We start from the raw sequence: 14,820 nt of genomic DNA on the forward strand, positions 1-14,820 counted from the left end.
ATCCGCGGAAGGGGCATCCTGCCCCTGCCGCGGACGGCGCACGTCCTTGTGCGCCGCCCCTTCGGGGTTTTTCCCCGTGATGGCCGCCGCTTCGGAAGGGGACCCGGTAAGTCAAAAGCCAAAGCCACTGCAACAGCAACAGCAACAGCAACAGCAACAGCAGTATTCGCTGACGGTGCAGTTGTGCGACGCGCATGAGGCGCGGACGTTCCTCGACGTTCTCCCCCAGTCCGCGCCCGACGATAGGAAGCTAGCGACCCACCAGCGGCCGCGAAACGGAATCGCGCGCGACCAGCCGATGCGGCACAACATGATCGACATAAGCGAGCTCGGAACCAGCCCCCTGCCGGATCTCCCGCAGCAGCAGATCGATGGCCGTGTCGGTCATGTCCGCCACCGGTTGATGGATGGTCGTCAGCTCCGGCCACACCATCGTCGACGCCGAGGTGTCGTCGAACCCCACCACCGACAGATCCTCCGGCACCTTCAGGCGGCGGCGATGCGCCACCGACACCACCGCCGACGCCATGTCGTCGTTGCTCGCGAAAATCGCAGTGGGGCGCGGCTGCAGGGCCAACAGCCGTTCGGCGGCCTCAAGTCCGGCGCGATAGGTGAAGTCGCCCGGCTGCACGAGCGTGGTGTCGTAGTCGATGCCCGCATCGGCGAGGGCATCCCGATAACCCTGCCAGCGGTGCGCACTGGCGGTCTGGTTCGGGTCGCCGGTGATGTAGCCGATGCGGGTATGCCCGTGCGCGATCAGGTGCGACACCATGTCATGGCTGGCACGGCGGTCGTCGATGTGCACGCAGGACAGCCTGTCGCTGAAACGGCTCGACGCAATGGAGACGACGGGAATCCCGGCGTCGACGAACACGGCGACGATGGCTTTCGATTCGCACAAGGGCGCCGGGAGCAACACGCCGGCCACGCTGCTGCAGAGCGTGCGTGCGGCCTCGCGGCGCGCCCGCGGATCCAGTCCGTCCCAGGTGGCGATCACCAGTTGCGCCGCCACGCGGGTGGAACCGCGCAGCGCGCCGACCAGCAGTTCGCGCAGATAGCTGGAGCTGGGATTGGTGTAGATCAACGCGATGCAGGTGTGCTGCGCTGCGGCCAGCGCGCTGGCGGCCGGGTTGGGCCGGTAGTCCAGTGCGTGCACGCTGCGCATCACCCGCTCGCGCGTGCTCTCGCGCACGCCGGCGTGGCCATGGGTGACGCGCGAGACGGTCATCGGCGAGACGCCCGCATGCGCCGCGACGTCGTCGATGGTGATGGCGTTCGCTCTTCGACGCGTCGTTTTGGGGGTGTTCTTCAAGGAATGCCGTCCTTTGTTGCGACGCATGATGACAAGCGATGTCCCGGGTGCGTAGTCTGCGCCGTGACGCGATGATAGCGCTATCAATCAGCGGCAGTCGGGCTCGGGGGGAGCCTTTATCGCGCGTCGTCTGGCAATCCTGAAACGGAGTTTTGAGTCGCAGCGACCGCAGAGCGCGCTGCGATGTTCGGCGTGGAAGACGGGCATCGCCCGTGCGTGCCTCTTAGGGGAGGGGCGGTACATCCATCGATCGCATGTCAGAGGGGAGAGTCATGAGCGCTTCTATGTTTCGTCGTAGCCCAGACCTGGGGGCTCGTCCATGAGCCGCACGCTGGCGAAGTTCAAATCCAGGGCCATGTTCACCTTCGTCGGTGGCGTCCTGGTCATCAATCCCGCATTCGCACAGGACGCGTCGACGCAGGCGCCGCCGGCGGCAGAGCAACAGGCGCAGAGCAGCCCGACGCAGCTGGACACGGTCCAGGTCACCGGCCTGCGCAACAGCCTCAGCCAGGCGATGGACATCAAGCGCGACGCCGCGGGCGTGGTGGATGCCATCAGTGCCGAAGACATCGGCAAGTTCCCCGATACCAACCTGGCCGAGTCGCTGCAGCGCATCACCGGCATCTCCATCGAACGGCGCGATGGCGAAGGCGCCCAGGTCACCGCGCGCGGCTTCGGCCCGCAGTTCAACATGGTGACGCTCAACGGGCGGCAGATGCCGGGAGCCGATGCGTTCGGCGCTGCCGGCCAGGTCCCCATCGGCGGCGTCGACGGCGGTACCCGTGCCTTCAACTTCGCCCAGCTGGCTGCCGAAGCCATCAATGGCATCGAGGTCTACAAGACCAGCCAGGCCAACATGCCCAGCGGCGGCATCGGCGCCACCATCAACATCCTGACCGCGCGCCCGTTCGACCACCAGGGCATCGTCGCCAGTGCCGGCGCCAAGGCCGTCTCCGACCGCAGCCAGCCGTTCGACAACGACATCACCCCCGAACTGTCGGGCATCTTCAGCTACAGCAATCCGGACAAGACCTTCGGCGTCGGCGTGAGCGCGAGCTACCAGAAGCGCAAGGGTGGCTCGGTGCAGGCCACCGAGAACTACTGGAACGTGCAGCCGTGGACCGGCTCGATGCCCGGCAATCCGACCGTGGTCAATGCGCCGCAGATCGGCGCGCTGTACGCCCGGCCGAACGACCTGCGCTATGCGTTCTCCGAGTTCGAACGCGAGCGCGTCAACGGCCAGGCGGTGCTGCAGTTCGCGCCCACCGACAGCCTGACCCTGACCCTGGACTACACCTACTCGACCAACGAGATCACCGAGAATCGCGGCGAGCAGGGCATGTGGCTGCAGAACAGCAACTACACCGATGTGACGTTCGACACCAGCGGCGCGGTGGCCGTGCCGACCTACATCCGCGAGATCGCCGGCACCAAGGATTTCGGCCTTGAGCAGCAGCGCAGCATGCAGAAGTACAAGCTGGGCTCGCTCGGCCTGAATGCGGTGTGGAACGTGACCGACCGGCTCAAGCTCAGCTTCGACGCGCACGACTCGAAGAACGAAAGCCGTCCGAACGATCCGCTGACCGGCGGCGGCTCCCTCTTCATGAGCATCGCCGGCACCAACAACTGCACCACCGGGCCGCACTGCGGCGGCTCCTGGGTGCAGGAGCTGAACTTCAACAACGGCCTGCCGGTCGGTACCCAGGTCTGGTATCCGAGCGATGCCGCCGCTGCGGCCAAGGCCAATGGCGTGGTCAACCCGGGCTTCGTGCCCGGCGAGATCGGTTCGCAGGTGCTGCGGGTCAATTCGCAGAGCCAGATCAGCCAGATCAAGCAGGCCCGCATCGACGGCGAGTGGAGCTTCGACCAGGGCCGCTTCCAGTTCGGCGTGGACAGCAACAAGTCGACCACCCATCGCATCCAGGCCGCCGAGGCGTATTCCACCCTGGGCGACTGGGGCGTGGCCAATGTCGACCGGGACACTGCCGGCGGCCTGATGAATCTGATGCAGCCGGTCAGCATCGTGGGCCTGTTCGACGACTACAGCGCCAACAGTTGGCCCGCATGGCGGGGCGATGCCGGCCGGCTCGCGCAATGGGCGGCCAGCCAGTACGGCGTCGGCCTGGGCGTGAGCCCACAGCGCGCCGCCGACAACTTCGTGGAGGAGAAGACCCGCTCGGCGTATTTCCAGGTCGAACTGGATGGCGAGCTGGCCGGTCGGCGCACCAATACCCGGCTCGGCGTGCGCTACGAAACCACCGATGTGGTGTCGACCTCGGTCATCGCCACGCCCGAAGCGATCGAATGGCAGTCCAACAACGACTTCCGCGTGGTGCTCTCCAACGAGCAGCAACCCTTCAGCGAGAAGACCACGTACAGCTACATCCTGCCCAACCTGGATTTCAGCATCGACCTCACCGACACGCTGAAGGGCCGCGTCTCGTTCGGCAAGAGCATCGCGCGCGCGCCGATCGGCAATCTGTATGCCGGCCCCGGGGCGCAGCAGCCGTTCGGCTCGGTGCTGATCGATCCGTCCTCGCGCGCCAGCGGCACGGCGCAGAACCCGTCGCTGAAGCCGCTGGAGTCCGACAACCTCGACCTGGCGCTGGAGTGGTACTTCGCCGACGCGAGCTATCTGTCGGTGACGTACTGGAACAAGTCGGTCAACAACTTCATCGGCAACACCGTCGTGCAGGAGAATCTGTACGGCCTGCGCGATCCCACCTCGGGTCCGGACGCGAAGTCGGCGCTGGCGTTCCTCACCAGCGGCGCCTGCCTCGCCCAGGTCGGCCCGGCCAATGCGGCGGCCTGCTCGGCCAACGACACCTCGCTGTTCACCGCGCTGGCCCTGCTGCGCAACAACCCGGCCGGCCTGGCCGCCTACAACGGCACCGGCGCGCAGGTGCTGGCGACCGAAGCGGCCTACGATCTGTACGGCGAGGCCGACGATCCGCTGTACGAATTCAACGTCAACCGTCCGATCAACCAGAACCAGGCCAAGCTGCACGGCTGGGAGCTGGGCGGGCAGTACTTCCTCGGCGACACCGGGTTCGGCATCCTCGCCAACTACACCATCGTCAAGGGCGACGTCGGCTACGACAACGGTGGCGACCCGGGCATCGACCAGTTCGCGCTCACCGGCCTGAGCGACACCGCTAACGCGGTGCTGATGTACGAGAAGTATGGGTGGTCGGTGCGCCTGGCCTGGAACTGGCGCGACCAGTACCTGATCCTGGCCAACCAGGGCACCAGCCGCAATCCGTACTATGTGGAACCCTACGAGCAGTGGGATCTCAGCGTGAATTACACGTTGAACGATCACTGGTCGTTCGGGCTGGAGGCGATCAACCTGACCGGCGAGGACGTACGCTGGCGCTCGCGCACCTCGAAGATGATCGTGAAGCTGGCCGACCAGAGCCCGCGTTATATGCTGGGCGTTCGCTACAAGTTCTGAACAAGGCGGAGAGGTTCTCTTCGCATGTCGCCACGGGCGCCGCTGCGATTGCGGCGGTGCCCCGTGCCGGGCTCCAGAGGGGAGTGCGCATCACCATGCCGCGTTACGAGATGCTCAACAACATCGCCCATCGCGACCTGCGCGTGGCCACCGACTTCGGCCCGGAGTTCGGCGACGCGGTGGGCATGGTGCCGGCCTACCCCAGCGAGTACGCGGAGCTGCAGCGGGAATATCCGATCTTCCTGCGCAAGGATCCAGCGACGGGAGAGTGGCAGTCCGTTGCGTTGCTGGGGTTCGAGCAGCACGAGAACCTGTTCCTGCAGGACCGGCGCTGGATGGCCTCCTATCTCCCCGGCGCGGCGGCCAAGGGGCCGTTCCTGATCGGCTTCCAGGAGCAGCGCATCGACGGCGTGCTGACCCAGGACGCGGTGTTGCACGTGGACATGGAGCATCCGCGGGTGACGGCGATGCAGGGCGAGCCGGTATTCCTGCCGCAGGGCGGCAACACGCCCTATCTCGACCACATCGCCGGCGTGCTGCGCGGAATCCACGAAGGCCATGCATTCGGCGCGGAGATGTTTGCTGCGCTCGATGCACACGGCTTGATCCAGCCGGTCGCGCTCGACGTGCAGCTCGATGCGCAGCACCGCGTCGGCGTCAACGGCCTGCACGCGATCGACCGCGAACGCCTGGCCCAGTTGGACGGCGCCGCGCTGGCCGCGCTCAACCGCGCCGGCTATCTGGAAGGCGCGTACCTGATGCTGGCCTCGCTGCACAACATGCGCCGCCTGATCGCCGAGAAGCAGCGACGCCTGCGCCTGCAGGATGCCGCCGGCGCGGCAGGCAGGAACTGAGCGTGCCGGACGGCGCAGCCATGCGGACACTGGAAGGCGTGCAGCCCACGGCCCTGCCGTTGCAGGCGCTGGTGGCGGCCGGGGAGCCGGTGGTCGTGCGCGGCATCGCGCGCGACTGGGGACTGGTCCAGGCCGGCTTGCGCTCCACGCAGGACGCCCTGGCCTACCTGCGAGGGTTCGATACGGGCGTGCCAGTTCCGTATTCCTTCGGCGAACCCGGGATCGAGGGACGCCCGTTCTACAAAGCCGATTTCACCCAATTGAACTTCGAGGTCCGCCGCGGACCGCTGACGCAGGTGCTGGAGGCGATCGCCGCCACCTTCGAGGATCCGCGGCCGCCCACCTACTATGTCGCGTCGCTGCCGATCGAGCGGGCGCTGCCGGGGTTCGCGCAGGCCAACGACGCCGGCCTGGCCGGGCAGGGCATCGATGCGCCGCCGAGCATCTGGATCGGCAACCGGGTGACCGCGTCCTGCCATTTCGACACGCCGGACAACCTGGCCTGCTGTGCGGTGGGCCGGCGCCGCGTCACCCTGTTTCCGCCGGGGCAGATCGACAACCTGTATCCCGGGCCGCTGGAGCCGACGCCGGGCGGCCAGGTGGTCAGCGTGGTGGATGTCGATCGCCCCGACTTCGCGCGTTATCCGCGTTTCCGCGATGCGCTGGCCAGCGCACGGCACGTCGAGCTGGAGCCGGGCGATGCGCTGTTCATCCCCAGCATGTGGTGGCACCACGTGCGCAGCCTGGCGCCGTTCAACGTGCTGGTGAACTACTGGTGGCGCAGTGCGCCGGCGTTCCTGCCCTCGCCGCTGACGGCGCTGCAGCACGCGATGTGGGCGTTGCGCGATCTGCCGGTGCGCGAGAAGCAGGCCTGGGCGAAGCTGTTCGACTACTACGTGTTCGGCCCCGGCGAACGTGCAGGCCAGCACCTGCCCGAGGCCGCCCGGGGCGAACTGGCGCCGTTCGACGAGGCACGCGCGCGCCGCACGCGTGCGCAGTTGCTGGCGCGGCTCAATCGCTGATGGGGAGCTTGCCGTGAACCTTGCCAACACAACGGACGGACGCATCCGCAAGGTCGTCATCGCCGGCGGCGGCACCGCGGGCTGGCTGGCCGGCTGCGCGCTGGCGCACCAGTTCCGCGATCGCCTGGACATCACCCTGGTGGAGTCCGAGCAGATCGGCACCGTGGGCGTCGGCGAATCGACCGTACCGCCGATCCGCACCTTCCACCGCTTCCTGCAGATCGACGAGCAGGAGTTCCTGCGCGCCGTGGCCGGCACGTTCAAGCTGTCGATCTCGTTCGAGCATTGGCGCCGCCCCGGCGATCGCTTCATCCATCCGTTCGGCACCATCGGGCAGGGCACCTGGGCCACGCCGTTCCATCATTTCTGGCTGGACAGCCTGCGCCGCGGCATGCCGTCGGACCTTGGCGATTTCTGCCTGGAAAGCGTCGCCTCGCGTGCGGACAGGTTCTCGCTGGAGACCCAGCCGCAGGTCAACTACGCCTATCACTTCGATGCCGCGCTCTACGCCAAATTCCTGCGCAAGAAGGCCGAAGGCCATGGCCTGCGCCGGGTGGAAGGGCAGATCCGCGAGGTGCGACAGCATGCGCACGACGGCTCGGTCGCGTCGCTGCTGCTGGAAGACGGGCAGGTGATCGAGGGCGACCTGTTCATCGACTGCACCGGCTTCCGCGGCCTGCTGACCGAGCAGACCCTGCACACCGGCTACGAGGACTGGCGCGACTGGTTGCCCAGCGATCGCGCCGTCGCGGTGCAGACCGAGGCGGTTGCGTCGCCGGTGCCGTATACCCGTGCCATCGCGCACGAGGCCGGGTGGCGTTGGCATATCGCCCTGCAGCACCGGGTCGGCTGCGGACTGGTGTTCTCCAGCCGCCACATGTCCGACGACGAGGCGCACGCCAAGCTGCTGCGCGACGTCGACGGCCCGCCGTTGCGCGATCCGTGGCTGGTGCCGTTCCGCAGCGGGCGCAGGCTGAAGGCCTGGAACAAGAACGTGGTGGCGCTGGGACTGGCCAGCGGCTTCATCGAGCCGCTGGAATCGACCAGCATCCACCTGACCATCAGTGCCGTGGTGCGGCTGATCCAGCTGTTTCCAAGCGATGGCATCAGCCCGGCGCTGGTGGAGCTGTACAACACGGTCAGCCGCCAGGAGATGGAGCACGTGCGGGACTTCATCATCCTGCACTACCACGCCACCCAGCGCGACGAGCCGATGTGGAAAGCCTGCCGCGAGATGGCGCTGCCCGAGTCGCTGGCGATCCGGTTGCGCGCCTGGCGCGAGCGCGCGCACGCCTGGCAGGACCCCGGCGAACTGTTCCGCGTGGACTCCTGGACCAGCGTGTTGCTGGGGCAGGGTATCCAGCCGGGGCCGCCGCACCCGCTGGCCGCCACCCTCGACGACGCCGACCTGCGCACGCTGCTGACGCGGATCCGCCAGCCGCTGCAGCAGGCGAGTGCGGCGATGCCATCGCAGGCGGAATTCATCGAACGCTATTGCAAGGCGTCGCCGGACGTCTGGCAACGGAGTGTTTCCCTGGCGTAACAGCACACACGCTGTTGTCCAAAAATGATAGCGCTAACTAGAAGTGGAGGCGACGTGGAAGAGCGGGAACTGGTGGCCGGAATCGATGCGGGGACGCAGAGCCTGAAGGTCGTGGTCTACGACCCGGTCGGGCGCAGCGTCGTGGCCAGCAGCAGTGCGCCGCTGGAGTTGCATTCCGCCGCCGACGGCAGCCGTGAACAGAACCCGGCCGATTGGGTCGCGGCCCTGCAGGCCTGCTTCCAGGCCATCGATCCGTCGCTGCGCTCGCGCCTCGCCGCGTTGGCGGTGTCGGGCCAGCAGCATGGCTTCGTTGCGGTCGATGCGGCAGGCGAGGTGCTGGCACCGGCCAAGCTGTGGTGCGACACCAGCACCGCGGCCGAGTGCGCGCAGATCATGGACGCGGTCGGCGGCGTGGCGCGCACCATCGCGCTGGCGGGCAATCCGATCCTCACCGGCTACACCGCCTCCAAGCTGCCCTGGACCAAGACGCACCGGCCCGACGCCTATGCACGGCTCGCCACCATCCTGCTGCCGCACGACTACCTCAACTTCGTGCTGACCGGCCAGCGCTTCTGCGAATACGGCGACGCCTCGGGCACGGGCTGGCTGGACGTGCGCACGCGCACCTGGTCGACCGAGCTGCTGCGCGCCACCGATCCGCAGCGCGACCTGGCGGACTGCCTGCCGCGCTTCGCCGCGCCGGATGCCTTGTTCGACATCGCCCCGGCCGCGGCCAGCCTGTTCGGCCTGCCGACGACGCTGAAGGTCGCCGTCGGCGGCGGCGACAACATGATGGCGGCCATCGGCACCGGCTGCGTCGTGCCCGGTCGCCTGGCGATGAGCCTGGGCACCTCGGGCACCCTGTTCGCCTACTCCGACACGCCGGTGGTCGATCCGGACGGTGCGTGGGCCGCGTTCTGCTCGTCGACCGGCGGCTGGCTGCCGCTGATCTGCACGATGAACTGCACCGTGGCGACCGAACAGGTCGCCGCCGCGTTCGGCTTCAGCACCCGCGACGGCGACGCGCATCTGCACGCCACCGCGCCCGGTGCCGACGGCCTGGTGATGCTGCCGTTCCTCAATGGCGAGCGCACGCCGGACCTGCCGTTGGGCAAGGGCGTGCTGGCGGGCCTGGACACGGCCAACATGACCCCGGCCCACCTCTATCGCGCGGCGATGGAAGGGGCGACCTACAGCCTGAAGTACGGCTTCGACGCGTTCGTGCGCGCCGGCATGCAGTTCGAGCGCATCGTGCTGACCGGCGGCGGCAGCAACAGCGGCGCGTGGCGGCAGCTGGTGGCCGATGTGTTCGGCCTGCCGGTGGACGTGCCCACGCAGCCGGAAGGCGCGGCGTTCGGTGCGGCCTTGCAGGCGCTGTGGGCCATCGGCCTGGCGCGCGGCGATGCCGCCTCGATCGCCGACATCGCGCAGCGGCACGTGGCGGTGGATCCGCAACGGTCCGCCTGCCCGGATCCGGCGCGCACCCAGGCCTATGCCGCGGCCTATGCGCGTTTCCTGCGCCATCTCGACGCCAGCATGCCGCTGTTCCGCGGCTGATCCCTTTTCGCGACCCCTCCCACCACGACAGGAACCCACACCATGCACACCCAGCCCTTTATCGGCGCCAAGGAATACTTCCCCGGCATCGGCCGCATCCCCTTCGAAGGCCGCGGCTCGGACAACCCGCTGGCCTTCAAGGTCTATGACGCGAACAAGGTCGTCGGCGGCAAGACCATGCAGGATCACCTGCGTTTCGCAGTCTGCTACTGGCACACCTTCTGCAATGCCGGGCAGGATCCGTTCGGCCCGGGGACGCGCCACTTCCCGTGGGAGGTCGGCGCGCCGATGGCCAGCGCCGAGGCGAAGGTGGATGCGGCGTTCGAGTTCTTCACCAAGCTCGGCGTGCCGTACTGGTGTTTCCACGACATCGACCTGGCGCCGGATGCCGACGATGCCGCGCAGTACGAGAAGAACCTCAAGCACATGGTCGGCCTGGCCAAGGCGCGCCAGGACGCGACCGGGATGAAGCTGCTGTGGGGCACGGCCAATCTGTTCTCGCATCCGCGCTACATGAACGGTGCCGCGACCAATCCCGATTTCGCCGTGGTGGCGCGCGCCGCGGTGCAGGTCAAGGCGGCGCTGGAGGCGACGGTGGAACTGGGCGGCGAACACTACGTGTTCTGGGGCGGTCGTGAAGGCTACGCCTCGCTGGTCAACACGCAGATGAAGCGCGAACTCGACCACTTCGCACGCTTCCTCAGCATGGCGCGCGACTACGGCCGCAGCATCGGCCTGAAGGGCAACTTCCTGATCGAGCCCAAGCCGATGGAGCCGATGAAGCACCAGTACGACTTCGACAGCGCGACGGTGGCGGGCTTCCTCAAGCAGCACGGCCTGGACAAGGACTTCAAGCTCAACATCGAAGCCAACCACGCCACGCTGTCCGGCCACACCTTCGAACACGACCTGCAGGTCGCCTCCGACCACGGCCTGCTGGGCAGCATCGACGCCAACCGCGGCAATGCGCAGAACGGCTGGGATACCGACCAGTTCCCGACCGACCTGTACGACACCGTCGGCGCCATGCTGGTGGTGCTGCGCCAGGGCGGCCTGGAGGGCGGCCTGAACTTCGACGCCAAGGTGCGCCGCGAGTCCACCGAACTGGAGGATCTGTTCATCGCCCACATCGGCGGCATGGACGCGTTCGCCCGCGGGCTGGAAGTCGCCCATGCGCTGCTCAACGACTCGCCCTGGGAGCAGTGGCGCCAGGAGCGCTATGCCAGCTTCGACAGCGGCGCCGGCGAGCAGTTCGCGCGTGGCACGCTCGGCCTCGCCGAGCTCGCCGCATTGGGCGCGAAGGGCGGCGAGCCGCGGCAGATCAGCGGCCGCCAAGAGCGCTACGAGAACCTGATCAACCAGTACCTGCTGCGCTGAGCGCGGCGGCAAGGAGAGCGCCGTGACCGACACCCATTCCACACGCAACACCGGCGCGCTGCTGGCCGCGCTGCTGCTCGCGCTTGCCGTGTGCAAGGGCGATGTCCAGGCCGCGGCGGAGGCCAGCGCCTGGCCCAACGTGACCTGGCCGCTGCCCGAGGATCCCGCGCTGGAAAAGCGCCTCAGCGACCTGATCGCCACCATGACGGTTGAGGAGAAGGTCGGCCAACTGGTGCAGGGCGATATCGGCAGCCTCACCCCGGAGGATGTGCGCAAATATCGCCTGGGGTCGATCCTGGCCGGCGGCAACTCCGATCCCGGCGGCCGCTACGATGCCGCGCCAGCCGAGTGGCTGGCGCTGGCCGATGCGTTCTATGCGGCGTCGATGGACACGTCGCAGGGCGGCAAGGCGATTCCGGTGCTGTTCGGCATCGACGCGGTGCACGGGCAGAGCAACATCGTCGGCGCCACCCTGTTTCCGCACAACATCGGCCTGGGGGCGACCCGCAACCCGGCGTTGCTGCGTCGGATCGGCGAAATCACCGCGCTGGAGACCCGTGCCACCGGCATGGAATGGACCTTCGCGCCGACCGTGGCGGTGCCGCAGGACGACCGCTGGGGGCGTACGTACGAGGGCTATTCCGAGTCGCCGGACGTGGTGGCCAGCTACGCGGGGGCGATGGTCGAGGGACTGCAGGGCAAGGTGGGATCGCCGGACTTTCTCGATGGCCGCCATGTGATCGCCTCGGTCAAGCATTTCCTGGGCGATGGCGGCACCACGGACGGCCGCGACCAGGGCGACACCAGGATCGGTGAGGCCGAGCTGGTCCGCATCCACGCCGCCGGCTATCCCCCGGCGATCGCCGCGGGCGCGCAGACCGCGATGGCCTCGTTCAACAGCGTCAACGGCGAAAAGATGCACGGCCACAAGGCCTACCTGACCGATGCGCTGAAGGGGCGCATGCACTTCGGCGGCTTCGTGGTCGGCGACTGGAACGGCCACGGCCAGGTCAAGGGCTGCACCCCCACCGATTGCCCCGCCACCATCAACGCCGGCCTGGACATGGCCATGGCCTCGGACAGCTGGAAGGGGTTCTACACCACCACGCTGGCGGCAGCGAAAAACGGCACCATCTCGCAACAGCGCCTGGACGATGCGGTGCGCCGGATCCTGCGTGTCAAGATGCGGCTGGGCCTGTTCGAGGCGGGCAAGCCGTCGTCGCGTGCGGTCGGTGGCCAGTTCGCGCTGATCGGTGCCCCGGCGCATCGCGCGGTGGCACGGCAGGCGGTGCGCGAGTCGCTGGTGCTGCTGAAGAACCAGGGCGGCGTGCTGCCGCTGTCGCCGACGCAGCGCATATTAGTGGCCGGCGACGGCGCCAACGACGTCGGCAAGCAGGCCGGCGGCTGGACGCTGAACTGGCAGGGCACCGGCACTACCCGCAAGGACTTCCCGAACGCGGACACCATCTACGAAGGCCTCGCGCAGCAGGCCAAGGCCGCAGGTGGCGAGGCCGTGCTGTCGGTCGACGGCACGTACACCACCAAGCCGGACGTGGCGGTGGTGGTCTTCGGCGAGAACCCGTATGCGGAGTTCCAGGGCGATCGGCCGACCCTGGCGTACAAGCCGGGCGACGACACCGACCTGGCGCTGATCAGGCGGCTCAAGGCCGACGGCATCCCGGTGGTCGCGGTGTTCCTCAGCGGTCGCCCACTGTGGGTCAACCGCGAACTCAATGCCGCCGATGCCTTCGTGGCGGCGTGGCTGCCGGGTTCGGAAGGTGCGGGTATCGCCGACGTGCTGCTGCGCAACCCGCAGGGCGGCGTGCAGCACGACTTCAAGGGCAAGTTGAGTTTCAGTTGGCCGCGCACGGCGACGCAATACGCGAACAACGTGGGACAGAAGGGCTACGACCCGCTGTTCGCCTTCGGCTTCGGCCTGCGCTATGCCGACAGCGGCAATCTGGCCAGGTTGCCCGAGGTGTCCGGCCTCACCGGCAACGAAGGCGCGGCCGGGGTGTTCTTCGTCCGCGGCGCGGCCGGCCCGGGCATGGCGCTGCGCCTGGAAGGCAGCACCGGCCAGGGCGTCACCGTCACCCGCGTGCCGGAATCGCTCGACGGCGCGCTGCTGAAGGTCACCGGCGTGGACCACCTGGCGCAGGAGGATGGCCGCCGCCTCGCCTGGTCGGGCGGGCGCGAGGCGGTGGTCGCGCTGCAGTCGCATACGCCGCTGGACCTGCAGCGCGAGAGCAACGGCGACCTGATGCTGGTGACCACGCTGCGCGTGGACGCCGCCCCGCAGGGCGAGGCGTGGCTGGCGGTCGGCTGCGGCAGCGGCTGCACCGCGCGGGTGGCGATCGGGCCGACGCTGGCAGCCCTGCCGGTCGACCAGTGGACGCGCGTGGGCGTGCCGCTCAAGTGCCTGGCGGCGGCCGGCGCGGATCTGAGCAAGCTGGACCGCCCCTGGGCGTTGACCACGGCGGGCGCGATGACGCTGTCGGTGTCGCGGGTGGCGCTCGGCGCGTTGAACGAAGCGGAGAGCACCGTCGCATGCCCGAGCGCGTGAGCATGCGTGCTGCGTCAGTGTCCCTTGGGTGGGCCGGCGACCGAACCGCGCAGCACCAGCCGGTGCGGGACCACGTGGTCGCTGGACACGCGCGCGTCGTCGCGCTTGCGGCGGATGCTGCGCAGCAGGATGTCGATGGCGGCATCGGCCATCGGGGCGATCGGTTGGTGGATGGTGGTGAGCTCCGGCCAGACGGTGGTGGCGGCCGAGGTGTCGTCGAAGCCGACCACCGACAGGTCGCGCGGCACGTCCAGGCCGCGCCGGTGCGCGACGGAGATCGCCGCCGCGCCCATGTCGTCGTTGCTGGCGAAGATCGCCGTCGGCGGCCGTCGGTGCGACAGCAGCTTTTCGGCGGCGGCCAACCCCGAGCGGTAGGTGTAGTCGCCCTGCTGGACCAGGCCGGGTTCGACCTTCAGCCCGGCCTCCTGCAGCGCGGTGACGAAGCCCTCGTAGCGCCGCGCGCTGGCGCTGAGGTCCTGGCGCCCGCGGATGAAGCCGATGCGCCGGTGGCCGTGCTGGATCAGATGCTCGGCCATCTCCTTGCCGGCATGGAAGTCGTCGATGCGCACGCAGGAGATCGCGTCGCTGAGGCGCCCGGCGGCGATCGCGATCACCGGGATGCCGGCCTTCACCAGTTCGCTCACCGCCGCCTGCGATTCGCACAACGGCGGCGGCAGGATCACGCCATCCACGCGCCCGCCCAGGGCACGTGCGGCCTTGCGCTCGGCGTCGGGGTCCAGGTCTTCCCAGTAGTGGATGACCAACTGGATGGCGGCGTTGGACGCGACGCGCAGCAAGCCGACCAGCAGTTCGCGCAGGTAGGCGCCGCTGGGATTGGTGTAGATCAGGGCGATGCGGGTGTGCTGCGCGGCGGCCAGCGAACTGGCCGCCAGGTTGGGCGTGTAACCCAGCTCGCGCACCGCGCGCATCACGCGCTCGCGCGTGGCATCGCGCACCTTGCCCTGGTTGATCGCGCGCGACACCGTCATCGGCGAGACCCCGGCCAAGGCCGCCACCTCGTCGATCGTCACCCCGCTGGTCTTGCGGCGGACCGCTTTCTTCGGCTTGTCCAAAACGCGTTCCCTTTGTTGTTCCTGACGCTGCCGCGCCGCGGGTACGCCGTCAGCTTACAAGGTTT

9 protein-coding genes are annotated in these 14,820 nt (G+C 68.4%); 7 read left to right on the plus strand and 2 right to left on the minus strand.

Features of this window, described 5'->3' with window-relative positions:
• Positions 1 to 250 precede the first annotated feature (250 nt).
• Positions 251 to 1,228, minus strand: coding sequence for a LacI family DNA-binding transcriptional regulator (locus PIQ37_RS03845; protein ID WP_342072613.1), 978 nt, complete (start codon positions 1,226 to 1,228; stop codon positions 251 to 253).
• A gap of 403 nt (positions 1,229 to 1,631) precedes the next feature.
• Between PIQ37_RS03845 and PIQ37_RS03850 the strand changes: the two genes are divergently transcribed.
• The 7 genes from PIQ37_RS03850 (at position 1,632) to PIQ37_RS03880 (ending at position 13,682) form a co-directional block, all read left to right on the plus strand.
• Positions 1,632 to 4,766, plus strand: coding sequence for a TonB-dependent receptor (locus PIQ37_RS03850; RefSeq protein WP_342072434.1), 3,135 nt, complete (start codon positions 1,632 to 1,634; stop codon positions 4,764 to 4,766).
• A gap of 95 nt (positions 4,767 to 4,861) precedes the next feature.
• Positions 4,862 to 5,620: a SapC family protein gene (locus PIQ37_RS03855; protein WP_295974709.1), complete on the plus strand. Its 759-nt coding sequence runs from the start codon at positions 4,862 to 4,864 to the stop codon at positions 5,618 to 5,620.
• Between the two features lie 20 nt (positions 5,621 to 5,640).
• Positions 5,641 to 6,642, plus strand: a complete 1,002-nt coding sequence (locus PIQ37_RS03860) for a cupin-like domain-containing protein (protein ID WP_342072435.1) — start codon at positions 5,641 to 5,643, stop codon at positions 6,640 to 6,642.
• A 13-nt stretch (positions 6,643 to 6,655) separates the two neighbouring features.
• A complete protein-coding gene (locus tag PIQ37_RS03865) occupies positions 6,656 to 8,185 on the plus strand; it encodes a tryptophan halogenase family protein (protein ID WP_342072436.1) in 1,530 nt (509 codons plus the stop codon).
• A 24-nt stretch (positions 8,186 to 8,209) separates the two neighbouring features.
• Positions 8,210 to 9,742 carry a xylulokinase gene (gene xylB, locus PIQ37_RS03870; RefSeq protein WP_342072437.1) on the plus strand — a complete coding sequence of 511 codons (1,533 nt, stop codon included), beginning with the start codon at positions 8,210 to 8,212 and terminating at the stop codon, positions 9,740 to 9,742.
• A gap of 42 nt (positions 9,743 to 9,784) precedes the next feature.
• Complete coding sequence (xylA, locus tag PIQ37_RS03875; protein ID WP_342072438.1) at positions 9,785 to 11,119, plus strand: xylose isomerase; 1,335 nt, start codon at positions 9,785 to 9,787, stop codon at positions 11,117 to 11,119.
• A 22-nt stretch (positions 11,120 to 11,141) separates the two neighbouring features.
• A complete protein-coding gene (locus PIQ37_RS03880) occupies positions 11,142 to 13,682 on the plus strand; it encodes a glycoside hydrolase family 3 protein (protein ID WP_407136859.1) in 2,541 nt (846 codons plus the stop codon).
• Positions 13,683 to 13,696: 14 nt separating this feature from the next.
• Here the strand turns inward: PIQ37_RS03880 and PIQ37_RS03885 are convergent, their stop codons facing one another.
• Positions 13,697 to 14,755 (minus strand): LacI family DNA-binding transcriptional regulator, encoded by a 1,059-nt coding sequence (locus PIQ37_RS03885; RefSeq protein WP_342072439.1) that lies wholly within the window; start codon positions 14,753 to 14,755, stop codon positions 13,697 to 13,699.
• Positions 14,756 to 14,820 lie beyond the last annotated feature (65 nt).

Origin of the sequence: Xanthomonas protegens (genome assembly GCF_038442435.1) — a bacterium.
Lineage (GTDB): Bacteria > Pseudomonadota > Gammaproteobacteria > Xanthomonadales > Xanthomonadaceae > Xanthomonas_A > Xanthomonas_A sontii.

Coding starts and splice junctions, on each gene's coding strand:
- xylB (WP_342072437.1), top strand. CDS start 8,210: ATGATAGCGCTAACTAGAAGTGGAGGCGACGTGGAAGAGCGGGAACTG.
- PIQ37_RS03845 (WP_342072613.1), bottom strand. CDS start 1,228: ATGACCGTCTCGCGCGTCACCCATGGCCACGCCGGCGTGCGCGAGAGC.
- xylA (WP_342072438.1), top strand. CDS start 9,785: ATGCACACCCAGCCCTTTATCGGCGCCAAGGAATACTTCCCCGGCATC.
- PIQ37_RS03860 (WP_342072435.1), top strand. CDS start 5,641: ATGCGGACACTGGAAGGCGTGCAGCCCACGGCCCTGCCGTTGCAGGCG.
- PIQ37_RS03850 (WP_342072434.1), top strand. CDS start 1,632: ATGAGCCGCACGCTGGCGAAGTTCAAATCCAGGGCCATGTTCACCTTC.
- PIQ37_RS03855 (WP_295974709.1), top strand. CDS start 4,862: ATGCCGCGTTACGAGATGCTCAACAACATCGCCCATCGCGACCTGCGC.